The sequence below is a fragment of the Pikeienuella sp. genome, assembly GCF_046290545.1.
GTDB lineage: Bacteria > Pseudomonadota > Alphaproteobacteria > Rhodobacterales > Rhodobacteraceae > Pikeienuella.
Genome location: NZ_JBKAGV010000017.1, coordinates 311367 through 333453, shown reverse-complemented (window position 1 = coordinate 333453; position 22087 = coordinate 311367). Strand labels below are relative to the sequence as shown.

General features: G+C 71.1%; 20 protein-coding genes. 7 read left to right on the top strand and 13 right to left on the bottom strand.

Features of this window, described 5'->3' with window-relative positions; translation table 11 throughout:
• Positions 1 to 77 precede the first annotated feature (77 nt).
• Positions 78 to 581, bottom strand: coding sequence for a GNAT family N-acetyltransferase (locus tag ACE37J_RS18100; protein WP_409713794.1), 504 nt, complete (start codon positions 579 to 581; stop codon positions 78 to 80).
• 33 nt (positions 582 to 614) lie between these two features.
• Between ACE37J_RS18100 and mutS the strand changes: the two genes are divergently transcribed.
• On the top strand, positions 615 to 3266 hold the full coding sequence (gene mutS / locus ACE37J_RS18095) for a DNA mismatch repair protein MutS (protein ID WP_409713791.1): 2652 nt from the start codon (positions 615 to 617) through the stop codon (positions 3264 to 3266).
• Positions 3267 to 3270: 4 nt separating this feature from the next.
• Complete coding sequence (locus ACE37J_RS18090) at positions 3271 to 3507, top strand: hypothetical protein (RefSeq protein WP_409713788.1); 237 nt, start codon at positions 3271 to 3273, stop codon at positions 3505 to 3507.
• A 97-nt stretch (positions 3508 to 3604) separates the two neighbouring features.
• Here ACE37J_RS18090 and gltA read toward each other — a convergent pair whose 3' ends face one another.
• Entirely contained in the window at positions 3605 to 4900 is a 1296-nt protein-coding gene (gltA, locus tag ACE37J_RS18085) for a citrate synthase (RefSeq protein WP_409713785.1), read from the bottom strand.
• A 72-nt stretch (positions 4901 to 4972) separates the two neighbouring features.
• Entirely contained in the window at positions 4973 to 6388 is a 1416-nt protein-coding gene (gene gltX, locus ACE37J_RS18080) for a glutamate--tRNA ligase (RefSeq protein ID WP_409713782.1), read from the bottom strand.
• 97 nt (positions 6389 to 6485) lie between these two features.
• Between gltX and ACE37J_RS18075 the strand changes: the two genes are divergently transcribed.
• Positions 6486 to 8612, top strand: coding sequence for a ComEC/Rec2 family competence protein (locus ACE37J_RS18075; protein ID WP_409713779.1), 2127 nt, complete (start codon positions 6486 to 6488; stop codon positions 8610 to 8612).
• Positions 8613 to 8780: 168 nt separating this feature from the next.
• Here the strand turns inward: ACE37J_RS18075 and lexA are convergent, their stop codons facing one another.
• The 6 genes from lexA to ACE37J_RS18045 all read right to left on the bottom strand — a co-directional run bounded on the left by lexA (position 8781) and on the right by ACE37J_RS18045 (position 14056).
• Positions 8781 to 9464 (bottom strand): transcriptional repressor LexA, encoded by a 684-nt coding sequence (gene lexA / locus ACE37J_RS18070; protein WP_409713776.1) that lies wholly within the window; start codon positions 9462 to 9464, stop codon positions 8781 to 8783.
• Between the two features lie 61 nt (positions 9465 to 9525).
• Positions 9526 to 10722 (bottom strand): gephyrin-like molybdotransferase Glp, encoded by a 1197-nt coding sequence (glp, locus tag ACE37J_RS18065; protein ID WP_409713772.1) that lies wholly within the window; start codon positions 10720 to 10722, stop codon positions 9526 to 9528.
• The gene (moaC, locus tag ACE37J_RS18060) at positions 10719 to 11198 is read right to left on the bottom strand and encodes a cyclic pyranopterin monophosphate synthase MoaC (protein WP_409713769.1); all 480 of its coding nucleotides are present in this window, start codon (positions 11196 to 11198) and stop codon (positions 10719 to 10721) included. The genes glp and moaC overlap by 4 nt, the downstream gene beginning before the upstream one ends.
• Positions 11195 to 12013, bottom strand: a complete 819-nt coding sequence (trpC, locus tag ACE37J_RS18055; protein WP_409713766.1) for an indole-3-glycerol phosphate synthase TrpC — start codon at positions 12011 to 12013, stop codon at positions 11195 to 11197. Before trpC ends, moaC begins: the two co-directional genes overlap by 4 nt.
• Before the next feature lie 49 nt (positions 12014 to 12062).
• A complete protein-coding gene (locus ACE37J_RS18050) occupies positions 12063 to 13124 on the bottom strand; it encodes a DUF2855 family protein (RefSeq protein WP_409713763.1) in 1062 nt (353 codons plus the stop codon).
• An 8-nt stretch (positions 13125 to 13132) separates the two neighbouring features.
• A complete protein-coding gene (locus ACE37J_RS18045) occupies positions 13133 to 14056 on the bottom strand; it encodes a PHP domain-containing protein (protein WP_409713760.1) in 924 nt (307 codons plus the stop codon).
• Positions 14057 to 14114: 58 nt separating this feature from the next.
• Here ACE37J_RS18045 and ACE37J_RS18040 point away from each other — a divergent pair, with 58 nt between their 5' ends.
• Positions 14115 to 14942 (top strand): NAD(P)-binding domain-containing protein, encoded by an 828-nt coding sequence (locus tag ACE37J_RS18040; protein ID WP_409713757.1) that lies wholly within the window; start codon positions 14115 to 14117, stop codon positions 14940 to 14942.
• Between the two features lie 91 nt (positions 14943 to 15033).
• On the opposite strand, the gene recF is transcribed toward ACE37J_RS18040, so the two are convergent.
• Both recF and dnaN read right to left on the bottom strand, forming a co-directional pair.
• Entirely contained in the window at positions 15034 to 16113 is a 1080-nt protein-coding gene (gene recF / locus ACE37J_RS18035) for a DNA replication/repair protein RecF (RefSeq protein WP_409713754.1), read from the bottom strand.
• Positions 16114 to 16123: 10 nt separating this feature from the next.
• A complete protein-coding gene (dnaN, locus tag ACE37J_RS18030; protein ID WP_409713751.1) occupies positions 16124 to 17236 on the bottom strand; it encodes a DNA polymerase III subunit beta in 1113 nt (370 codons plus the stop codon).
• A 185-nt stretch (positions 17237 to 17421) separates the two neighbouring features.
• Here dnaN and guaB point away from each other — a divergent pair, with 185 nt between their 5' ends.
• The gene (gene guaB, locus ACE37J_RS18025; protein WP_409713748.1) at positions 17422 to 18879 is read left to right on the top strand and encodes an IMP dehydrogenase; all 1458 of its coding nucleotides are present in this window, start codon (positions 17422 to 17424) and stop codon (positions 18877 to 18879) included.
• A 31-nt stretch (positions 18880 to 18910) separates the two neighbouring features.
• Here the strand turns inward: guaB and ACE37J_RS18020 are convergent, their stop codons facing one another.
• Positions 18911 to 19786, bottom strand: coding sequence for a B12-binding domain-containing protein (locus ACE37J_RS18020; protein WP_409713745.1), 876 nt, complete (start codon positions 19784 to 19786; stop codon positions 18911 to 18913).
• A gap of 159 nt (positions 19787 to 19945) precedes the next feature.
• On the bottom strand, positions 19946 to 20554 hold the full coding sequence (locus tag ACE37J_RS18015; RefSeq protein WP_409713742.1) for a TetR/AcrR family transcriptional regulator: 609 nt from the start codon (positions 20552 to 20554) through the stop codon (positions 19946 to 19948).
• 89 nt (positions 20555 to 20643) lie between these two features.
• Here ACE37J_RS18015 and ACE37J_RS18010 point away from each other — a divergent pair, with 89 nt between their 5' ends.
• Positions 20644 to 21339 carry an SDR family NAD(P)-dependent oxidoreductase gene (locus ACE37J_RS18010; RefSeq protein ID WP_409713740.1) on the top strand — a complete coding sequence of 232 codons (696 nt, stop codon included), beginning with the start codon at positions 20644 to 20646 and terminating at the stop codon, positions 21337 to 21339.
• Between the two features lie 25 nt (positions 21340 to 21364).
• Positions 21365 to 22054 (top strand): glutathione S-transferase family protein, encoded by a 690-nt coding sequence (locus ACE37J_RS18005; protein WP_409713737.1) that lies wholly within the window; start codon positions 21365 to 21367, stop codon positions 22052 to 22054.
• The last annotated feature ends 33 nt before the right edge of the window (positions 22055 to 22087 follow it).

The window sequence follows — 22087 nt, the reverse complement described above, 5'->3', positions numbered from 1 at the left end:
GGCGCCCGGGCCCCGAAAGCAAGAAAAAATCTCAGGCGGTCGAAAGAAATAAATTTGCGTGTCAGATCAACGAAGTCTCAAGGATTGGAGGAGGAGGCGAGGCCTGGCGCCGGCTTTTCGAAGAAGACGCGGTCGAACCCGGCCTCGTGCCGGCGCTCCGTCTCGCGCCAGCCGAGCGCGAGGTAAAGGCCGATATTCTCGGACATCTTCGCATTGGTGTAGAGCGCGAGCCGCGGCAGCCCGCGCCGCCGCGCCTCCCGCTCCGCGAAGTCCAGAAGGGCGCGGCCGTGCCCCTCCCCGTGCCGTTCGGGGTGGACCGCGACGTTCTCGACAACGAGCGCGTCCTCCGTCGCTTCGAGGACGATATAGCCGACGATCTCAGCGATCTCGGACCGGATCCAGAGCTTCCCGGCGGCGACGAGCGCGGCGTAGTCCGCCAACATCGGGGCGGGCTTCCGCCCGATGCGGCGGATATAGGGCTGATAGGCGTCAAGCGCGATGCGCCGGACAATCGGCGCATCCTCCGGCCTCGCGCGCTGGATCTCCATGCAGCCCCCCGCTTCCTCCCCGTCAGTGATCATGCTAGTGCGAAGAGGAGCGAGGGCCAAGTGACGATGCCGCAATCCGCCGAGATTCCCGCCGACGCGACGCCGATGATGGCGCAGTACCTGGAGATCAAGGCGGGTCATGCCGACGCGCTTCTGTTCTACCGGATGGGGGACTTCTACGAACTCTTCTTCGACGACGCGAAGGCGGCGGCGGCGGCGCTCGACATCGCGCTGACGAAGCGGGGCAAGCATCTCGGCGAAGACATCGCGATGTGCGGCGTCCCGGTCCATTCCCACGAATCCTACCTCCTGACGCTGATCCGCAAGGGCTTCCGCGTCGCCGTCTGCGAGCAGCTGGAGGATCCGGCGGACGCGAAAAAACGCGGCTCCAAATCGGTCGTGAAGCGGGGCGTGGTGCGGCTCGTCACCCCCGGCACACTGACGGAGGAGGCCCTCCTGGAGCCGCGGGCGGCGAACTGGCTCGCCGCATTCGCGGAGATAAGGGGGGAGGGCGCGCTCGCCTGGGCGGAGCTTTCGACGGGGGAGGTGCGCGTCTCCCCCGCGCCGCGTTCGGCGCTCGGGGCGCTTCTCGCCCGGCTCGGGCCACGGGAGGTGCTGATCGGGCCTGCGCCAGCGGAGGAGGAGGCGCTCCTCTCCCTCGTCGCCGAGGCGGGGGCGACGCCGACCCGGCTCTCCGCCGCCAGCTTCGACAGCCAGGCGGCGGAGGGGCGGCTGAAGGCGCTCTATCGCGTCGCCAGCCTCGAAGGCTTCGGCGCGTTTGCGCGGCCGGAAATTTCCGCGCTCGGCGCGCTGGCGGACTACATCGAGATCACGCAACGGGGCGCGCTCCCGCTCCTCCGCCCGCCCGCGCGGGAGGCGGAGGCGGGCGCGATGCGGATCGACGCGGCGACGCGGCGCAATCTCGAACTCGTCCGCACCCTTTCCGGCGAGCGGGAGGGCGCACTCCTCCATGCGGTGGACCGGACGCGCACGGCGCCGGGCGCGCGCCTCCTCGCCGCGCGCCTTTCCGCCCCCTCGACCGACCCGGGGGAGATCGCCCGGCGGCTGGACGCGGTGGAGGCGCTCTTCGCCGACACCCGCCTGCGGGACGACGCGCGGGAGGCGCTGGGGCGCGCGCCCGATCTCGAACGCGCGCTGAACCGGCTGGCGCTGGACCGGGGCGGGCCGCGGGACCTTTCGGCCATCCGCGCCGCGCTCCGCGCCGCCGCTTCGCTCGCCGGCCTTCTCTCCGGGGCGGAGCCGCTCGCGACGGAGGCGGCGGCGATGACGGGGCATGAGGCGCTCGCCGCCCGGCTCGACGCGGCGCTGGAGGAAGAGCCGCCGCTGCTTGCGCGGGACGGTGGGTTCATCCGGCCCGGCTTCGATCCCGCGCTCGACGAGGCCCGCGCGCTGAGGGATGACGGGCGCTCCGTGATCCTCGCCATGCAGGCCGAATACCAGGCGCTGACCGGGATCGGCGCGCTGAAGGTGAAGCACAACAACGTCCTCGGCTATTTCATCGAGACGCCGGCGACCCATGCGGAGAAGATGCTCTCCCCGCCCCTCTCGGAAACCTTCATCCACCGGCAGACGCTTGCGGGGCAGGTGCGCTTCACCACCGCGCCGCTTTCCGAGATGCAGTCAAAGATGCTGGCGGCGGCGGAGCGGGCCCTCGCGCTCGAACTGCGCGCCTTCGCCGCGCTGCGCGAGGCGGTTCTGGAGGAGGCGCCGCGCCTCGCCGCGGCGGCGGAGGCGATGGCCTCGGTCGATCTCTCCGCCGGCTTCGCGGCGCTGGCGGCGGAAGAGCGCTGGGCTCGCCCCGTGGTGGAGCCCGGACGCGCCTTCCGCATCGAGGGCGGGCGGCACCCGGTGGTGGAGCAGGCGCTCCGGCGGCAGGGCGGCGGCGGCTTTGTCGCCAACGACGCCGACCTCTCGGGCGATCCGGCGCGGCTCTGGCTCGTGACGGGCCCGAACATGGCGGGGAAGTCCACCTTCCTCCGCCAGAACGCCCTCATCGCGATCCTCGCCCAGACGGGGAGCTTCGTGCCGGCCCGCGCCGCGCGGATCGGCGTGGTGGACCGGCTCTTCAGCCGCGTCGGCGCGGCGGACGATCTTGCCCGCGGGCGCTCCACCTTCATGGTGGAGATGGTGGAGACGGCCTCGATCCTCAATCAGGCCGGCCCGGGCGCGCTCGTGATCCTCGACGAGATCGGGCGCGGCACGGCGACCTATGACGGGCTCTCCATCGCCTGGGCCGTGCTCGAACACCTGCATGAGACGAACCGCTGCCGCGGCCTCTTCGCCACGCATTACCACGAGCTGACCGCGCTCTCCGCCCGCCTCCCGGCGCTCGCCAACGCGACGATGGCGGTGCGGGAATGGGAGGGGGAGGCGGTGTTCCTGCACGAGGTCCGCCCCGGCGCGGCGGACCGCTCCTATGGCGTGCAGGTCGCGCGCCTGGCCGGGCTCCCGGAGCCGGTGATCGCGCGGGCGAAGGCGGTGCTGGAGGCGCTGGAGGCCGGCGAGCGGGAAGGCGGCGGCGCGAAGGCGAAGGCGCTGATCGACGACCTGCCCCTCTTCTCCGCCCGCCCAGCCCCGGCGCCCCCGCCCGCGAGGGGGCCGGTCCCGGCGGAGACCGCGCTCGCTGCGCTCAACCCCGACGAGATGACGCCGAAGGAGGCGCTGGAGACGCTCTACCGGCTCAAGGCGATGCTGTGACGCCGTGCCGGGATCGGCTATCCCCCGCCCCGCCCTGACGATCGACCCGAAACGACATCCCTCAACTCCGCGCCCTTCTCTTCGGGCGGGGCAAGGCCGCGCGCTCGACAGCGCGGATGCGCTCGCGCTCCATGAGCGCAACTGGCGCTTCGTGGACGAGGCGCCGCCGCCGGAGGAGGAGTGCGCCGCCATCTCACGGCTCGCCGCCGACCATGGCGGCGGCGTCTTCATGCCAAGCTGAGCGCGCGGCACCCTTGCCGCCGGGAGAGATCTCCGGCGCGGTGCGGAAGGCAGATCGAACGTCGCCTCCCGAGGCGCCGCGCCCGGGAATCTCGAACTCAGCGCGCTTCGACCTCGGTATAGTCCCGCGCCGTCGCGCCCGTGTAGAGCTGCCGCGGGCGGCCGATCTTCTGCACCGGATCCTCGATCATCTCCTTCCACTGCGCGATCCAGCCGACGGTGCGCGCGAGCGCGAAGATCGGCGTGAACATGGCGGTCGGGAAGCCCATCGCGTCGAGGATGACGCCGGAATAGAAGTCGACGTTCGGATAGAGCTTCTTCGAGATGAAATACTCGTCCTCCAGCGCGATCTTCTCCAGCTCCTTGGCGACCTGGAGCGCCGGATTGTCCTTCACGCCGAGAAGGCCGAGCACCTCGTCCGCGCTCTCCTTCATCACCTTCGCCCGCGGGTCGAAATTCTTGTAGACGCGGTGGCCGAAGCCCATGAGGCGGAACGGGTCGTTCTTGTCCTTCGCGCGGGCGATGAACTCCGGGATGCGGTCCGGCGTGCCGATCTCGCGCAGCATTTCGAGGCACGCCTGGTTCGCCCCGCCATGCGCAGGGCCCCAGAGGCAGGCGACGCCGGCGGCGATGCAGGCGAAGGGGTTCGCCTGCGAGGAGCCGGCGAGCCGGACTGTCGAGGTCGAGGCGTTCTGCTCGTGATCGGCGTGGAGCGTGAAGATCCGGTCCATCGCGCGGGAGAGGATCGGGTCCACCACATAGGTCTCGCAGGGCGTCGCGAAGCACATGTGGAGAAAGTTCGTCGCGTAATCGAGATCGTTGCGCGGATAGATGAAGGGCTGGCCGATCGAATACTTGTAGGCCCAGGCGCAGATCGTCGGCAGCTTGGCGATGAGCCGCACCGTGGCGACCTCGCGCTGCCAGGCGTCGTTGATGTCGGTCGAGTCGTGATAGAAGGCGGACATGGCGCCGACGACGCCGCAGACCACCGCCATCGGATGCGCGTCCCGCCGGAAGCCGCGGTAGAAGTTCACCATCTGCTCGTGCAGCATGGTGTGCCGCGTCACCCGCATCTCGAAATCCTCGAGCTCCGCCGCCGTCGGCAGATCCCCGTAGAGGAGGAGATAGCAGACTTCGAGATAATGGCTCTTCTCGGCTAGCTGGTCGATCGGATAGCCGCGATAGAGAAGCTCGCCCTTGTCCCCGTCGATGAAGGTGATGTCGGAGAAACAGGCGGCGGTGGACGTGAAGCCCGGATCGTATGTGAACTTGCCCGTAAGTTTGTAAAGCGATCCGACGTCGATGACCTCGGGGCCGACCGTGCCGGTCAGAATCGGCAGGTCGTGGCTTTTCCCGTCCACGGTCAGAGTCGCAAAGCGTTCGGATTTAGTCATGAAACCCCCTCTCTCGCGGCCTCGGGCCGCTGCATTCGGGCGCCGCCGGACGGCGGCATCGAGGTGCGGCCGTCAACCGGCTCGGTCGGCCAGCCGCGCCAGACTTTCCTCCTTGCCGAGCGTGACGAGAACGTCGAACACCCCCGGCGAGGTCGCCCGGCCCGTAAGCGCGGCGCGCAAGGGCTGCGCCACTTTGCCGAGCTTCAATCCCTCTTCTTCCGCGAAGGCGCGCGCCAGATTTTCCAGCGCCTCGCCGCTCCAATCGCTAGCATCGCGCAACCGGGGGGTCAATCTGACGATGACCGCGCGGCCTTCCTCGTCGAGCAGCTTTTGCGCCTTTTCGTCGAGATCGAGGGGGCGTTCGGCGAGGATGTAGTAGGCCGAGTCCAGCAATTCCACCAATGTCTTGGCCCGCTCCTTCAACCCTGGCATCGCCTGCAGGAGCTGCGCCGCGCGCGCCTCGCCGGGAGCGGGGCGGCCCTGCAACGCGAGGAGCTCCAGCGACGCCTTCGCCAGCGCGCCGTCATCCGCCGCGCGCATGTAGCGGCCATTCAGATTCAGGAGCTTGGTTCGGTCGAACCGGGCGGCGGAGCGGCCGACATCGGCGATGTCGAACCATTCGAGCGCCTGCTCCGTGGTGAACACCTCGTCATCGCCATGCGCCCAGCCGAGACGCGCGAGATAGTTCCGCATCGCCTCCGGCAGGAAGCCCTCCGCGCGGTATTCATGGGCGCCGAGCGCGCCGTGGCGCTTGGACATCTTCGCGCCGTCCTCGCCATGGATCAGCGGGATATGCGCCATTTCGGGAACCGGCCAGCCGAGCGCGCGATAGATCGCGATCTGCCGTGCGGCGTTCGTCAGATGATCGTCGCCACGGATGATGTGGGTCACGCCCATCTCATGGTCGTCCACGACGACGGCGTGCATGTAGGTCGGCGTTCCGTCGGAACGTAGAAGGATCAGGTCGTCAATCTGCTCCGCGGAGAAACGGACCTCGCCCTGCACGAGGTCGGTCACCACGATCTCGCCCTCCCGCGGCGCCTTCAGCCGCACCGTGTAGGGCGCATCCGGCCAGTCCTCCGGCCCCCTGTCGCGCCATGGCGATTGGAAGAGCGGCGGGCGGCCCGCTTGGCGCGCTTCCTCCCGCGCCGCTGCAATCTCCTCTTGCGTCGCGTAGCAGCGATAGGCGCCGCCCGTCTCCAGCATCCTGAGCGCGGCGGCGCGGTGCCGTTCCACCCGCGCGAACTGGCTCACCGCCTCGCCGTCCCAGTCGAGCCCGAGCCAGCGGAGGCCGTCATAGATCGCCTCCGTCGCCTCGGGCGTGGAGCGGGCGCGGTCGGTATCCTCGATACGGAGAAGGAACTTGCCGCCCCGCCCGCGCGCATAGAGCCAGTTGAAGAGCGCGGTGCGCGCGCCGCCGATATGGAGGTACCCGGTAGGCGACGGCGCGAAGCGCGTGACGATTTCCGGTTTATTGCTGGCTGGCATCGCGCTCGTCTCTGGGTTGAATTCCGTGGCGCCCCGCGGGCGCGGCCTTTATGGCTTGGCCGTTCAGACAGGACAAGGCGAGGCGGGGCGAGGCGGAATGGACAGGGGCCGGCTTCGGGAGCTCTGGCGGGCGGAGGCGCCGGCCTTTCCGCTCTGGGCGCCTGTCTTTCTCGGGCTCGGCGTCCAGCTCTATTTCTGGGCGCCGGTCGAGCCTGCCCTCTGGCTCTACGGCGCGCTCCTCGGCGGCGCGGCGCTTCTCGCCGCGCTCTTCAGGGAGCGGGCGGCGCAAAGGCCGCTTCTCCTCGCTGCGCTCGGCCTCGTGATCCTCGGCCTCTGCCTCGCCGGGGCGCGGGCGCGGATCGTTGCGGCGCCTGTCCTCCCCGCGGCCATGGACGCGACGGTGGAGGGCGTGATCCGCGAGGTGACGCGGACGGCCGCGGGCCGACCGCGGCTCGTCCTCGACGATCTCGTGATCTTCGGCGTCGCGCCGGGGGAGACGCCGGCGCGGGCGCAGGTCTCGCTGCAGCGGGAGGCTCATGTGGAGGGGCTCTCGCCCGGGCTCCGCGTCTCGGTCTTCGCGCAGCTCGGCCCGCCCGGCGGGCCGGTGGAGCCGGGCGGGTTCGATTTCCGGCGCGACGCCTGGTTCAAGTCGCTCGGCGCCGTCGGCTTCGCCCGCGGCGCGCCGGTCGTCATCCCGGAGGAGGGGCGGCCGGGCGCGCTCCGGCGCCTCCGGCTCGCGCTCTCGGAGGCGCGGGCAGGGCTCGCCGCGGGGCTCCGCGCCGCCCTGCCGGGGGAGACCGGCGCCTTCGCAGCCGCCGTCATCGTGGGGGACCGGGCAGGCGTGGACCGGGAGGCGACGCAGGCGCTGCGCGATTCCAATCTTGCGCATCTCCTCGCGATTTCCGGGCTGCATATGGGGATCGTCACCGGCCTCGTCTTCGGCGGCGCCCGGCTCGCCCTCGCCGCCATACCCTACGTGGCGCGCCGATGGCGGACGAAGCAGGCGGCGGCGCTCGTCGCGCTTTTCGCGGCGACCGGCTATCTCCTGATCTCGGGCGCGGCGGTGGCGACGCAGCGCGCCTATGTCATGGCCCTCGTCGCCCTCGTCGCCGTCCTCCTCGGGCGCCCGGCGATCACGCTCCGCGCCCTCGCGGTCGCCGCCATGGCGATCCTCGTGCTGACGCCGGAGGCGCTCACGCATGTCGGCTTCCAGATGTCCTTCGCGGCGACGGCGGCGATCATCGCCGGGTTCGACTGGCTGCGGGAGCGGGGCTGGCGCTTTGGCGCCGCGGACGGAGGCGCCGGGCGGAGAGTCGGCGTCTATCTCCTGGCGCTCGTCGGCACGAGCCTTTTCGCCGGGCTCGCCACCGGCCCGATCTCGGCCTTTCATTTCAATCGGGTGGCGCATTACGGCCTGCTCGCCAACCTGCTCGCTGTTCCGGTCATGGGCTTCTGGGTGGCGCCAGCCGCGCTCTTCGCGGCGGCGCTCGCGCCCTTCGGTCTCGAAGGCCCTGCGCTCTGGCTGATGGGCGAAGGGATCGACGCGATCATGCGCGTGGCTCGCTTCGTCGCAGCGCTGGAGGGCGCGACGAGCGGCGTCCCCGCCGCGCCGGGGATCGTGCTGACGCTGATCACCCTCGGCGGCCTCGGCCTATGCCTCGGGCGCGCGCTGCTCCGGCCGGCCGGCGCCGCTGCGGTTGCAGTCGGGTTTGCAATCTGGGCGTTGGGCGACGCGCGGCCCGCGGTTCTCGTCGCGCCAGGGGGCGGGCTGCTCGGCGCGATGGGCCCCGAGGGCCGCGCGCTCGACCACGCGAAGGCGGAATCCTACGCCGCGCGCATCTGGCTTGAAGCGGACGGGGACGGGGCGGACCAGCGCGAAGCGGCGGCGCGGCCCGGAATCTCTAGCGCAGGCGAGGCGCGGATCGCCGAACTGCCGGAAGGGTGGCGCGTCGTCCTCCTTCCGCTCGGCCAGCCGGCGCCGGAAGCTGCGGCCCGGCTCTGTGCGCCGCGCACGATCATCCTCTCGGCCGCGCCGGTCGTTCCGCCCGTGGGCGGCTGCCGCCTGATCGCGGGCGAAGAACTGAGGCGCCTCGGCGCCCTCGCGATCAACCTGGAGAGAGGCGAGCCGCGCATATGGACAGCCACGGAAGCGGCGGGGGACCGTTTCTGGTCCCGCGCCGCGGAAGGCGGTGCGGAAGAACCGGCCTTCGGGGCGGGGGGCTGAGGGAGCGGGCCGAGGAACACGGGCGCCGGGAGGCGAAGCGGGGCGCAAGCCGGGCGCCGCCGGACGGGCGCCTCGGGAAGCGCCGGGAGCGGCGCGGTCTTCGCGAAGGCGCCGGCGAATGCGCGGAGAGCGAACCCTGCCTGCGAAAGCCAGCCCGGCGCGGCCGCGTCAGCAGGTCCGTATCAGGCCGACCATGCGCCCCTGGATCTTCACGCGCGCGGCGTCATAGCGCTGCGTTTCGTAGAGCGGATTCTCGGCGATGAGCTCCACCGTCCGGCCCGCCCGGCGAAGCCGCTTCAGCGTCGCCTCCTGATCCTCGACCAGCGCGACCACGATGTCGCCGTCATCCGCGTGATCCTGCCGCTTCACCACGACGATGTCGCCCTCGTGGATGCCGGCGCCGATCATCGAATCGCCCTTCACCTCCAGCGCATAGTGCTCGGCGCGCGGCGAGAGCATGGAGCGCGGGACGACGACATGGTCGATCGTGTGCTGCAGCGCCTCGATCGGCGTGCCCGCCGCGATCCGCCCGATGAGGGGAACGGATCCGGCGTCCGATTCCACCAGCGAAACGGGCTCGGGCCGCGGGCGGAAATCGTGCCGGATCACGTTCGCCGCTTGCGGCGCGCTCTCCATGCCGTCGGGCAGGCGCAGGATTTCGATGGCGCGGGCGCGATGGGCGAGGCGGCGGATGAAGCCGCGCTCCTCCAGCGCCATGATGAGCCGGTGGATGCCCGACTTGGATCGGAGGTTCAGCGCCTCCTTCATCTCGTCGAAGGAAGGCGAGACGCCGTCCGCCTGCGTTCGCGCATGAATGAACTTCAAGAGATCGAGCTGTTTCCGCGTCAGCATCCGGCGCCTCCCCTCAATGCCGATTTGGTTCTATTGATGTTCCTGTTTTGTGTCAAGCGTCTCAGAGCCGGATCACGTCGATCTCCTCCCCCGGCGCCATCGCGCCCACGCCTGGCGGGATCACCGCCAGCGCGTTCGCGGCGGCGAGGACGGAGAGGAGCGAACTGTCCTGGTTCGGGAAGGGAAAGACGACGGGGCCCCGGCCGTCCTCCTCCAGCCGCGCGCGCATGTAGTGCTCGCGCGGCCCGTTCGGCCCCAGCGCCTGGCCGAGCCGCGCGCGAAGCCGCGGGAGCGGCCCGGCGTCAAGCCCGAGGAGCGCGTCGACCGCCGGGCGGAGGAGGATATGGCCGAGGACGAGGGCGGAGACGGGGTTGCCCGGCAGGCCGATCATCGGCTTGCCGCGCACGCGCCCGGCCATCAGCGGCTTTCCCGGTCGGATCGCGACCCGGTAGAACGATAGGGCGAGCCCCTCCTCGGCGAACACCTTCGCGACGAGGTCATGGTCGCCGACCGAGGCGCCGCCGAGCGTCACGATCACGTCGGCGTCCGCCGCCCGGTCGAGCGCGGCGCGGAGCGCCGGCGCATTGTCGCGCGCGATGGGATCGATCCGCGCCCGCGCCCCCGTCGCCTCCAGCATGGCGGCGAGGCCGTAGGCGTTGGAAGAGACGATCTGGCTCGGCCCCGGCGTATCGCCCGGCTCCACCAGCTCGTCCCCCGTCGCCACGAGGGCGAAGAGCGGGCGGCGGGCGACTTCGAGGAAGGGCGCGTTCATCGAGGCGGCGAGCGCGATGTCGCCGGTGGAGAGGCGCCGCGGCGCGGGGATACGCGCGCCGGCCCGGAAATCGCCGCCGGCGGGGCGGACATTGGCGCCGGCCGCCGGGGCCTCGCGCACGATCACCGCCTCGCCCTCCCGGACCGCGTCCTCCTGGATCAGCACGCTGTCCGCGCCTTCCGGGAGCGGCGCGCCGGTGAAAATGCGGATCGCCTCGCCCGGCCCGAGCGGAGCGGCTGCCGCGCCCCCTGCGGGAACCTCGCCCGCCAGGCACAGCCGCGCGCCTTCCCGCGCCTCGGCCGCGCGCACGGCGTAACCGTCCATCGCCGAGGCGGCGAAGGGCGGCTGGTCCCGCCGCGCGACGACCGGCGCGGCCAGCACGCGCCCCGAAGCCTCCGCCAGCGGAACGCTCTCGGAGCCGACCGGCGCCATGAGCGCCAGCACGCGGGCGAGCGCCTCGGCGGCCGAGAGCAGCGGCGGGCTCATTCCGCCTCGAACCGGCCGGAGCGCCCGCCGTCTTTATGGACAAGGCGGATGTCGGTCAGCCGCATCGCCTTGTCCGCCGCCTTCAGCATGTCATAGACGGTCAGCGCGGCGACGGAGACGGCGGTGAGCGCCTCCATCTCCACGCCGGTCTTCCCCGTCACCTTAACCGTCGCCTCGATCTCGACCCGGCTCTCCGCCTCGTTAGCCGTCAGCTCGACGGACACCTTGGAGAGCGCGAGCGGATGGCAGAGCGGGATGAGGTCCGCCGTCCGCTTCGCCGCCATGATCCCGGCGAGGCGGGCGACGGAAAGCACGTCCCCCTTCTTCGCCCGCCCCTCGACGACCAGCGCCAGCGTCTCCGCCGCCATGACCACCGCCCCCCGCGCCGTCGCCGTGCGGGCGGTGACGTCCTTCTCCGAGACATCGACCATATGGGCGTCGCCCTTGGCGTCGAAATGGGTGAGGGGGGAGGTCATGCGGCGGCGCCCTTCGCCAAAGGCTCCGCAAGCAGCGCCCGCGTCGCCGCCTCCACGTCCGCCTGGCGCATGAGGCTCTCGCCGATCAGGAAGCTCCGCGCGCCGGCGCGGGCGAGGCGGGCGAGGTCTTCCGGGGTGAAGAGGCCGCTTTCCGCGATCAGGAGCTTTTCCGGCGGCGCCAGCCTCGCGAGCCGCTCCGTTGTCCCGAGATCGGTCTCGAAGGTGCGGAGGTTGCGGTTGTTCACCCCGAGGAGGGGGGACCGCATCGCCTTCAGCGCGCGCTCCGTCTCCGCCTCGTCATGCACCTCCACCAGCACGTCCATGCCGAGCCCGAAGGCCGCCGCCTCCAGCTCCGCGGCAAGGCCGTCGTCCACCGCCGCCATGATGACGAGGATCGCGTCGGCGCCGAGCGCTCGCGCCTCGGCGACCTGCCACGGGTCGTAGAGGAAATCCTTCCGGATCACCGGCAGCGCCGTCGCCGCCCGCGCCGCGACGAGGTATTCGTCCGCGCCCTGGAAGCTCGGCCCGTCCGTCAGTACGGAAAGGCAGGAAGCGCCGCCGGCCTCATAGGCGCGGGCGAGCGCAGGCGGGTCGAAATCCGCGCGGATGAGGCCCTTCGAGGGGCTCGCCTTCTTGATCTCCGCGATGAGGCCGTAGCCCCCCGCCGCCTCTGCCCGCCGGAGCGCCGCCGCGAAGCCGCGGGGCGGCAGGGCGGCCTTCGCGGCGGCCTCGATCTCCGCCGCGGGGCGGGCGGCCTTGCGGGTGGCGATCTCTTCGAGCTTGTAGGCGCGGATGCGGGCGAGGATGTCTGTCATGGCCCCGTTCTAGCCGCTTCGCCCCGGCGCGGGAAGCGCCGGCGCCGGTTCAGAGCGCCGCCGTCCAGACCTCGTCGGGCCGCGCCCGGCCCTCCAGCACCTCCCGCCAGGCGGCCTCCGTCGCTTCCGGCCCATCCGCGTCCCGATAGGTCAGCCAGGCGGCGCTCTTCCCCGCCGCATCGCGCCAGAAGGCGGTGGAGCGCGCCTCGAACGCGCCCGGCCCCCATTCCTCCGTCCGCCGCGCGATATGCGCCGGGGCGAAGAACATGGCGGAGCGCTCGCGGATGAAATCCGGCCCCATCCCCGCCGCCTCGTGATGCGTGACGCCGACATTGGAGGTGAAGCGCATCGCCTCGCCGAGATGCCGGTGCAGCCGCCCGATCACGTCGCCGGAACCCGACATGTCCACGATCACCGTGGGGACGCGCGCAATCCGCTCCTCGATCTCCTCGTAGAGGATCACGTCCTCATAGAGCCCGAGCGCGGCGACCATGCCGGCGTTCCGCGCGGAGGTCGCCGCGACGCGGCGGAGGGGGCTTCCCTCCGCGATCAGGGCATGGGCGAGGCCGATCGCCGTCTTGGAGGAGGCGGAGGGAATCACCACCTGCTCCGCGCCGTGATTCCCGTTCGCCGCCAGCCAGTCCGCGAGGCAGAAGGAGGTCGCATAGAGCGGCCAGAGCGCCATGCGCGCCCGGTCGGTCGCCTTGTCATAACCCTCTTCCGCATCGAGCCGGAGATAGGAATTGTAGACCGCCGGCAGCCCAGCCCGGTGTGACGCCCCGTCCATGAGCCGCATCGGGCCGACCTTGCCCGGAACGAGCGTCAGGTGGCTCGCCATCGGCCAGTAGCCGTAGAGCCGCTCGCCCTCCCGCACTTCGGGATGCGCGCTCGCCTCCACCACGCCGACGCCCCAGACGGGGATGACCCCCCAACCTTCCTCCGCCGGAAAGAACTTCCAGTAGCCGATCCGCTCCCCCACCACGCCATAGGTGACGTTGTTCGCCGTGATCGCGAAGCGCTCGACCCGGACGAGAACCTCCCCCGGCGCGGGCAGCGCGGCGGCGGTCTTCACGAAGCGGACGCTCCCGAGGTCGGTCTTCCGCACCTCCATGCGCATCGTCAGTCCCTCCAGATCGGATTGGTCCAGGCCCGCCGCCCCGCCGCGTCGATCACCGAGATCCGGATCCAGGGCGAGGAATTCACCCGGTCGAGCCGGATGTCCGCCCGCGTGATGGAGGCGCCGTGCAGCGCCTGCCCGGCGGAGCCGGCGCCGACGACGACGATGGAGCGAGCGGCGGAGCATTCGACCGTGAGCCGCCGCCCGTCCAGCTCCACATTGCGGATTTCGGGGCCGGTGGAGGAGTAATGCGCCCCCGCCTTCAGCGCCGCGAGCAGCGCCTCGGGCTCGTTCTCCTCCGCCTTCACCATCACCCAGCCGCCAAAGTGATCCGGCTCGTTGAAATGCGCGTCGTCCGTCGCCACGAGGTCAAGCCGCCGTCCCGTCTCCAGCAGCCGGTCCAGCGTCGCGAAGCCGTGCGGCCGGTCCGCCCCCACCGCGCAGCCGTGGTTGTAGATCTCGACCGCATGGGCCGCCTCCAGCGAGAGCGCGTCCTCATGGGTGAGGCCGGACCATTCGGGATGCGCGATGGCGACGAAGGCGCCCGCCTCCCGCGCCCGCCGGGCGATCTCGGCGCCCGTCTCCTGCCCCTCGACGGGGAGGAAATGCGGCGTGTGGGGGGGCGCGAAATCCTCCGGCAGGCCGACCGCGAGAATATGCCAGAGCTCCCCGTTCGCCATCGCCCCCGAATGCAGCTCCGCGCCGAGGATCGTGGTGAAGCGGTTGTTGCGGAAGGGGCGCGTGTCGACGATCGGGTAGTCGTAGAGGCCGACGAAATGGTCGGTCAGCGCGATGAAGTCATAGCCTTCCGCGCGGTAGCGGCGGCACACCTCCTCCGGCTCCAGCACCCCGTCCGAGCGCGTCGAATGGGTGTGGAGGCAGCCGCGATGGAACCGGCCGGGGGCGTCGAAGGCGATGGGGCGCATGATGGTCTCCTGTCTCCGGCCCTGATGTGGCGGCCCTGATACGGCGCAGATGCGACGCTTGAGCGACGCCCCTGTTTCGGGCGAGGCTGCGGCGGATGCAAGGGCGGGGGGCGGCATGGCCAAGGTCGGTTTCATCGGGACGGGAGAGATCGCGGAGGCGATGGCGCACGGCCTCGCCGGGAGGGGCCATCACATCCTCGTCTCGGAGCGGAACGCGGCCCGCGCCGCCGCCCTCGCCGCCGCGCTGCCGGAGGTGGCGGTCGCCTCCAACCAGGCAGTCCTCGACGGGGCGGAGATCGTCTTTCTCTGCCTGATGAAGCGGGATGCGGAAGCGGCGCTCTCCAGCCTCTCCTTCCGCGCGGATCACCGGATCGTCTCGGTGATGGTCGGGCTCGACCTCGCCGCGCTCCGCCGGCTCTGCGCCCCGGCGACGGAGATCGCCCTCGCCATCCCGATGCCGTTCATCGCGAGGGGGGACTGCCCTCTCCCCGTCCACCCGGAGAGCGCCGCGCTCCGAGAGCTGTTCGGCGACAGTAACCTCGTGATCCCGGTCGCGACGGAGGCGGCGCTCAACGCCCATTTCGCCGCCTCGGCGCTAAGCTCCTCGGTCGTCGACCACATGCGCTCGGGCTCGGAATGGCTCGCGGGGCTGACGGGGGACGCCGAAGGGGCCGAGGCCTATGTGACCGGGCTGATCGCCGGCTATCTCGCGGCGACGCCGAAGGACGGAAAACGCCGCCTCGCCGCCATCCTCGAAAGCCTGGACCGGCCGGGCGGCCTCAACACGACGCTCCGCGAGCACATGCGCGCGCGGGGCGCGAACGCGGCGCTGGCGGAGGGGCTGGATTCGCTCCGCCCCCGGCTCGGGCTGCCGCCTGCCGGGTGAGCGATCCGCGTGCGCGGTTTTCGGCGCCCTATTTCCAATTCTCTCTTCGGGTCAGATACTTGACCCCCATGCACGGCGTGTGCACACACCCTCAGCCGAGCCCGATCAGCCGCCCCCGATCCCCCAGCGCAGCGAAGAGCTCCGGCCCCGTCCCGGTCATCCAGGCCTCGGCGCCGAGCGCGGCGAGATCGTCATAAAGCGCCGCCCGCCGCGCCTCATCGAGATGCGCGGCCACCTCGTCGAGGAGGAGGAGCGGCGGAGCCCCCCGCTCCGCCTTCAGCGCGCGGGCATGGGCGAGGACAAGCGCGATGAGCAGCGCCTTCTGCTCGCCCGTGGAGGCCAGCCGAGCCTCCACCCCCTTCTCCTCGTGAACGGCGAGGAGGTCTGACCGGTGCGGCCCTTCGAGCGCCCTTCCCGCCGCCGCATCCGCCCGCCGCCCGGCGGCGAACCGCGCCGCGAGCCGCGCCGTCTCATCCCCCACTTCGCCCCCGGCGGCGAGCGCCTCCTCCGAGGCCCCCTCGATCCGGAGGAGCGCGCGCGGGAAAGCGCCGGAAGCCCCCTCCATCGCCTCCCGGAGCCGCGCCAGCGTCCCGGCCCGCGCGGCGGCGAGCGCGGCGCCCGCCTCCGCCATCCGCGCCTCCAGCGCGTCGAGCCAGGCGCGGTCCGCCGGCCCCTCGGTCAGGAGCTTGGTCCGCTCCCGCATCGCGCGCTCATAGGCCGCGGCGGTCTCCCCGTGGTCGGGGTGGAAGGCAAGCGCCATCCGGTCGAGGAAGCGCCGCCGCTCTCCGGGCCCCTCCGTCCAGAGCCGGTCCATCGCAGGAACGAGCCAGAGCATCGGCAGAAGCGCGCCGAGCGCAGTCTGGCTCGCCGCCTTCCCGTCGATCCGCACGATGCGCCGCTCGCCCGGCAGGGCCGAGGTCTCCGCCTCGAAAAGCCCCTCTTGCCCGTCGATCAGCGCGGAGACCTTCCAGCCGATCCCCTCCGGCCGCCCGATCAGGTCCTCCGGCGCGGCGCGGCGGAGCCCCCGGCCGGGCGAAAGAAGCGAGATCGCCTCGAGGATGTTGGTCTTTCCCGCGCCGTTCGGGCCGTGGAGGGCGACAGGCCGCCCGTCCGCCTCCAGCGTCAGCGCCCGATGGGAGCGGAAATGGGAGAGGGTCAGCCGGCGGAGCATGAGGCCCCGCTCAGACCCTCATCGGCATGACGACATAGATCGCGCTCTCGTCGTCGCCCTCGCGCACCAGCGTCGGGTCACCCGGCCCGTTGAACAGGAGCACGGCGTTCTCCCGGTCCACCTGCCCGGCGATCTCCAGCAGGTACTTCGCGTTGAAGCCGATCTCCATCGGCTCATGCGCATAGGCGACCGCGATCTCATCGCTCGCCGAGGCGGCGTCCGGCGAGGAGACGGAGAGCGTGAGCGAATCCTCCGCCAACGCCAGCTTCACGGCGCGGGAGCGCTCGGCGGAGACAGTGGCGACGCGGTCCACCGCGCGGGCGAACTCGTCCGCATCGACTTCGAGGCGCTTGTCGTTCTGCGTCGGGATCACGCGGGTATAGTCGGGGAAGGAGCCGTCGATCACCTTCGAGGTGAGCGAAAGCTCCGCCGCTGTGAAGCGGATCTTCGTCTCGGAGACGGAGACGGCGATCACCGCCTCGTCATCCTCCAGAAGCTTGCGAAGCTCGCCCACCGTCTTCCGCGGCACGATCACGCCGGGGCATCCCTCCGCCCCCGCCGGCAGCGCCGCGTCGATCCGCGCGAGGCGGTGGCCGTCCGTCGCCACGGCGCGGAGCACGGCGGCGCCGCCCTCCGGCGCATGGAGATAGACGCCGTTGAGGTAATAGCGCGTCTCCTCCGTCGAGATCGCGAAGCTCGCCTTCTCGAAGAGCCGTCGCAGCGTCGGCGCCGGTATCTCGTAGCTCGTCTGGTATTCCGCCGAAGCCATGATCGGGAAATCCTCCCGCGGCAGCGTCGGCAGCGTGAAGCGCGCGCGCCCGGCGGAGACGTCGAGCCGCCCCTCCGCCGTCGCGTCCATCGTCACCATCGCGCCGTCCGGCAGCTTCCGGGCGATCTCGTGCAGGACATGGGCGGGGGCGGTGACGGCGCCCGCCCGCTCCACCATCGCGGGGGCCTGTTCGCGGATCTCGATGTCGAGGTCGGTGGCGCGGAAGCTCACCGCGCCGTCCGCCGCCTCGATCAGGACGTTGGAGAGGATCGGGATGGTGTTCCGCCGCTCGACGACGCCCTGCGCCCGGCTCATCGCCTTGAGGAGCGCCGCCCTCTCGATCCCGACTCTCATCTCGCTCGTCCCTCTCGTCCCGGCCGCCCGGCCCGCCCCTGCCCGGCCCGTCGTCCGGACGGCGGAGCGTAACGAAATTCGACCCCCGGTCAATCGCGCCGCGGGCGCGGCGCCCCGCTCTCTTCCCTTCCCCCGCCCGCTGTGAAACAAGGCCCCGCCAACCGACCCTGACAGGAGATTCTCCGATGGAGATTCGCGAGGCGCTCACCTTCGACGACGTTCTGCTCGTTCCCGGCGCCTCGGAGGTCCTGCCGAACGAGGCGGACGTCTCAACGATGGTCACGCCTTCGATCCGGCTCAACATCCCCCTCCTCTCCTCCGCGATGGACACGGTGACGGAGAGCGACATGGCGATCTGCATGGCGCAGGCCGGCGGCATCGGCGTCATCCACCGCAATCTCGACATCGACGTGCAGGCCGCGCAGGTCCGCCGGGTGAAGCGGTTCGAGAGCGGGGTGGTCTACAACCCGATCACGCTCGGCCCCGACCAGACCCTGCGTGACGCGAAGGCCCTGCAGGAGCGCTACCGCATCACCGGCTTCCCCGTTGTGACGGCGGACAGGAAGCTCGTCGGCATCCTCACCAACCGGGACATGCGCTTCGCTGAGCGGGACGATACGCCCGTCCGCGAGCTGATGACGCAGGAGAACCTCGCCACGATCCGAGAGGGGGAGGACCGGGAGACGGCGCGGCGCCTGATGATGCGGCGGCGGATCGAGAAGCTCTTGGTGGTGGACGCCGAGGGCCGATGCGTCGGCCTCCTGACCGTGAAGGACATGGAGAAGGCCGTCCTCAACCCGCGCGCGACGAAGGACGATCTCGGCCGCCTCCGCGTCGCCGCGGCGACGACGGTGGGGGACAAGGGATTCGAACGGTCGGAGGCGCTGATCGACGCGCATTGCGACCTCATCGTGATCGACACCGCGCACGGGCACAGCGCCTCCGTCGCGGAGGCGGTGCGGCGGATCAAGCGGCTTTCGAACGCCGTGCAGGTCGTCGCCGGAAACGTCGCGACGGCGGAGGCGACGCGGGCGCTGATCGACGCGGGGGCCGATGCGGTGAAGGTCGGCATCGGGCCGGGCTCGATCTGCACCACCCGCATGGTCGCAGGCGTCGGCGTGCCGCAGATGACGGCGATTTCCGACTGCGCGGAGGCGGCGGCGAAAGCCGGCGCGCCGATCATCGCGGATGGCGGCATCAAGTTCTCGGGCGATCTCGCCAAGGCCATCGCCGCCGGCGCGAGCTGCGCGATGGTCGGCTCCATGCTGGCGGGGACGGACGAGGCGCCGGGCGAGGTGTTCCTGCACCAGGGCCGGAGCTTCAAGGCCTATCGCGGCATGGGCTCCGTCGGCGCCATGGCACGCGGCTCGGCGGACCGGTATTTTCAGGGCGAGATCGCGGAGACGCACAAGCTTGTGCCGGAGGGGATCGAGGGCCAGGTGCCCTACAAGGGCCCCGCCGGCGCCGTGCTTCACCAGATGGTCGGCGGCCTCCGCGCCGCGATGGGCTATACCGGCCATCGCACCATCCCCGAGATGCGGACAGGCTGCCGCTTCGTACGCATCACCAATGCCGGGCTGGCGGAAAGCCATGTCCACGACGTGCAGATCACGCGGGAGGCGCCGAACTACCGGATGGGCTGAGGCCAGCGCGGCCGCGCTGCTTTCCGCAGGTTCAGGCGGAGCGGCGCCGCTGCGCGCTCGGAGCCTCGGCGTCCTCGCGGTCCACCAGGCGCTCCATCTGTTCGATCGCAGACGGCGCGTCGGCCGCGGCGCCATCGGCCCCGACGACGCCCGCGATATCCGGATCAAGTTCCGCGATCCGGCCGCAGACCAGAACCTTCGCCCAGGGCTTGCAGATGTGGAGCGCAAGGACGAGCCGGGCGAGTTGCGCCGTCATGTCTTCGCGGCTCGCCGAGAGGCCGATGATGGCGTGGTCCGAGCCCCGCAGAAGCTCCACCAGTTCGTCATGCGTCCGGCCGAGCGCAAGGTCGATCGACCAGCCGCGCTGTCGGAACATGTCCGCCGCCATCGTGACTCCGATCGTGTGGGTTTCCCCCGGCGTCGAGGCGAAAAGCGCGTGGCGCCTCCCGTTCGCCTCCGGCGGCGCAAACGCCCGCCTGAGGCCGCTGAGGATCGCATATATCCGGCCTGCGGCGATATTGGTCGAGGCGAGGCTCGTCGCGTCCGCTTCCCACCGGTCCCCGATCCGCCTGGCGGCGGGGGCGAGCCAGCCGAGATAGACGCAGTCCAGCGTGGCGCCCTCGCGCCGCGCGCGGCCGATCGCCCTCGCAGCGGCGCCGTCATCGTTGAGCTTCGTCAGGTCGTCACAGAACGCCTCAAGCTCGTCGGCCGAGGGTACGCGGTCCGGCCGCGCCGCGCTCGCCGCGCGGTGCGCGACGCGTTGCAATACCTCACGCGCGAGGATGTGAAGCGCCTCGGTGGGCAGCCGTGTCCGCTGGATCGAGACGATCGTATGGGCGCGAGTGACGGCTTCGAGATCGAGGTCCGGCGGTGTGCGGGCGTCATCGCCCGGGGCAGGGTTCGGCATTCTTCCATCCCCCCAAATTTCCCGGCTGGCTTGCTCCGCCGCCGGGTTCCGCGCCGGGTTTCGCATCAACCCGGACAAGATCAGGTCGCCATCAAACCGGACCCTCCGTCAACAGCGGGAGCGCAACGACCCTTCTGCTTCCATCTGTCGGAAGCGGTTTCAGCTTTGTGGAAGCCCTGCGCTCAGGGCGCGAAGCGGCAGGGCGGATAGCGCCGTCCTCGCCACATCCTCCAGCGCCCTCCGCTCCGCGCCGGCCCTGTGCAACAGCCCGAGGCTCTGCGCCACCGCGGAGAAGAATCGGGCCAGGGCGCGTATGTCCGCATCGCCGGGCAAGCCGCCCGCCGCCTGCGCCGCGGCGAAGACCGAGGCGAACCCCTCCTCCATCCCGCGCAAGGCCGCAGCCGCGAAGCGCGCGCCCTCAGGAGAGCCGGAGGCGGCGGCGCAGGAATTGACGAGAAGGCAGCCCTTCGGGCGCCCCGGCTCGTCCATCCGCGCGATCATCCCGGCGAAGAGGCGGCGGAGGCCTTCCTCGAGCGAAGCGCCCTCCAGCGTTGCAGAAACCGGCGCGGCGGCTCTTTCCGCATAGCGGCGGAGCGCGGCGAGGAAGAGCGCCTCCTTGTCCCCGAAGGCGTTGTAGAGCGAGCCGCGGCCGAGGCCCGTCGCCTCCTCAAGCATCTGGATCGAGGTCGCATCGAATCCCTTCGCCCAGAAGAGCCGCATCGCGGCGTCGAGCGCCGCATCCCGGTCGAAGCGGATCACGCCAACCATGCCTCTCCCTTCACGTCTCCGTTTTCATTCTTGACTGATCGTTACAGATTAACGCATCTTCCGGCACGACTCAAGCACGGGAGACGGCGATGGCGGAGGCGGAAACGGCGCTGATCGTGGGCGCGGGGCCGGGGCTCAGCGCCTCGCTCGCCCGCAAGCTCGCGGCTTCGGGCCGGAAGGTCGCGCTGGCGGCGCGAAACGCGGAGAAGCTCGCCGGGCTCGTCGCGGAAACGGGCGCGCGGGCCTATCCCTGCGATGTGGCGGATGCCGGGTCGGTCTCCGCGCTCTTCGCGGCTGTCGCCGGCGATCTCGGCGCGCCGGACATCGTCGTTTTCAACCCCTCGGCGCGCAGCCGCGGGCCGGTGGCGGATCTTGTCCCCGAGGAGGTGCTGCGCGCGCTGACGATCAGCGCCTATGGCGGCTTCCTTGTCGGGCGGGAGGCGGCGCGGGCGATGGAGCCGAAGGGGCGGGGGACGATCCTCTTCACCGGCGCCTCGGCCAGCGTGAAGGGCTATCCGCTCTCCGCCCCTTTCGCGATGGGCAAGTTCGCGCTCCGCGGCCTCGGCCAGAGCATGGCGCGGGAGCTGGGGCCGAAGGGAATCCACGTCGCCCATGTCGTGATCGACGGCGGCATCCGCAGCGACGCGCGACCGGCGCCGGCCGATGCGCCGCTGAGCCTCCTCGACCCCGACGCGATCGCCGAGACCTACATGCACCTCATCGGCCAGCATCCGAGCGCCTGGACCTTCGAACTCGAAGTCCGGCCCCACGCCGAACGTTTCTGAAGTCCCCCAACCGGAGCAACCGGACATGATCAAATTCTACTACCACCCTTCGCCGAACCCCGCGAAGGTCGCGCTCTTCCTCGAAGAGGCGGGGCTGGACTATGAGACCGTCCCCGTCGACACGCGGAAGGGGGAGCAGCACGCGCCCGACTTCCTGAAGATCAACCCGAACGCCAAGACTCCGGCGCTGACCGACGGCGCGGCGACGCTCTTCGACAGCAACGCGATCCTGATCTATCTCTCTGAAAAGACGGGGAAGTTCCTGCCGCCGGCGGGTGACGAGAACCGCGCGCAGCTCCTCTCCTGGCTCATGTTCGTCGCCACCGGGATCGGGCCCTATTCCGGCCAGTGCGTGCATTTCCGCCATGTCGCGCCGGAACCGAAGGCCTACGCCGTCAACCGCTACACCTATGAGGCCGAGCGGCACTGGGGCATCCTGAACGACCGGCTGGGCGCGCAGGAGTGGATGGTCGGCGGCGAATACACCATCGCGGACATGTCCGTATGGGGCTGGGCGCGGGCCGTGCCCTTCATCCTCGGGGAGAAGGCCTGGGAAATGCTCCCGAACGTGAAGCGCCATCTGGACGCGATCAACGCCCGGCCCGCCGCCGCGCGGGCCGAGGCGCTGAAAGCCAAATTCGCCTTCAAGACGGAGATGGACGACGAGGCGAAGAAGGCGATGTTCCCGCAGAACGCCCGCCTCGCGACCGCCTGAGGCGACGCCTTCCGCGCGCGGCGCGTCCTCCGG

Coding starts and splice junctions, on each gene's coding strand:
- ACE37J_RS18010 (WP_409713740.1), top strand. CDS start 20,644: ATGGCGGAGGCGGAAACGGCGCTGATCGTGGGCGCGGGGCCGGGGCTC.
- ACE37J_RS18050 (WP_409713763.1), bottom strand. CDS start 13,124: ATGGAGGTGCGGAAGACCGACCTCGGGAGCGTCCGCTTCGTGAAGACC.
- recF (WP_409713754.1), bottom strand. CDS start 16,113: ATGCTCCGCCGGCTGACCCTCTCCCATTTCCGCTCCCATCGGGCGCTG.
- moaC (WP_409713769.1), bottom strand. CDS start 11,198: ATGACCTCCCCCCTCACCCATTTCGACGCCAAGGGCGACGCCCATATG.
- ACE37J_RS18020 (WP_409713745.1), bottom strand. CDS start 19,786: ATGCCGAACCCTGCCCCGGGCGATGACGCCCGCACACCGCCGGACCTC.
- dnaN (WP_409713751.1), bottom strand. CDS start 17,236: ATGAGAGTCGGGATCGAGAGGGCGGCGCTCCTCAAGGCGATGAGCCGG.
- gltX (WP_409713782.1), bottom strand. CDS start 6,388: ATGCCAGCCAGCAATAAACCGGAAATCGTCACGCGCTTCGCGCCGTCG.
- trpC (WP_409713766.1), bottom strand. CDS start 12,013: ATGACAGACATCCTCGCCCGCATCCGCGCCTACAAGCTCGAAGAGATC.
- mutS (WP_409713791.1), top strand. CDS start 615: ATGCCGCAATCCGCCGAGATTCCCGCCGACGCGACGCCGATGATGGCG.
- ACE37J_RS18100 (WP_409713794.1), bottom strand. CDS start 581: ATGATCACTGACGGGGAGGAAGCGGGGGGCTGCATGGAGATCCAGCGC.
- glp (WP_409713772.1), bottom strand. CDS start 10,722: ATGAGCCCGCCGCTGCTCTCGGCCGCCGAGGCGCTCGCCCGCGTGCTG.
- ACE37J_RS18075 (WP_409713779.1), top strand. CDS start 6,486: ATGGACAGGGGCCGGCTTCGGGAGCTCTGGCGGGCGGAGGCGCCGGCC.
- ACE37J_RS18015 (WP_409713742.1), bottom strand. CDS start 20,554: ATGGTTGGCGTGATCCGCTTCGACCGGGATGCGGCGCTCGACGCCGCG.
- guaB (WP_409713748.1), top strand. CDS start 17,422: ATGGAGATTCGCGAGGCGCTCACCTTCGACGACGTTCTGCTCGTTCCC.
- lexA (WP_409713776.1), bottom strand. CDS start 9,464: ATGCTGACGCGGAAACAGCTCGATCTCTTGAAGTTCATTCATGCGCGA.
- ACE37J_RS18005 (WP_409713737.1), top strand. CDS start 21,365: ATGATCAAATTCTACTACCACCCTTCGCCGAACCCCGCGAAGGTCGCG.
- gltA (WP_409713785.1), bottom strand. CDS start 4,900: ATGACTAAATCCGAACGCTTTGCGACTCTGACCGTGGACGGGAAAAGC.
- ACE37J_RS18045 (WP_409713760.1), bottom strand. CDS start 14,056: ATGCGCCCCATCGCCTTCGACGCCCCCGGCCGGTTCCATCGCGGCTGC.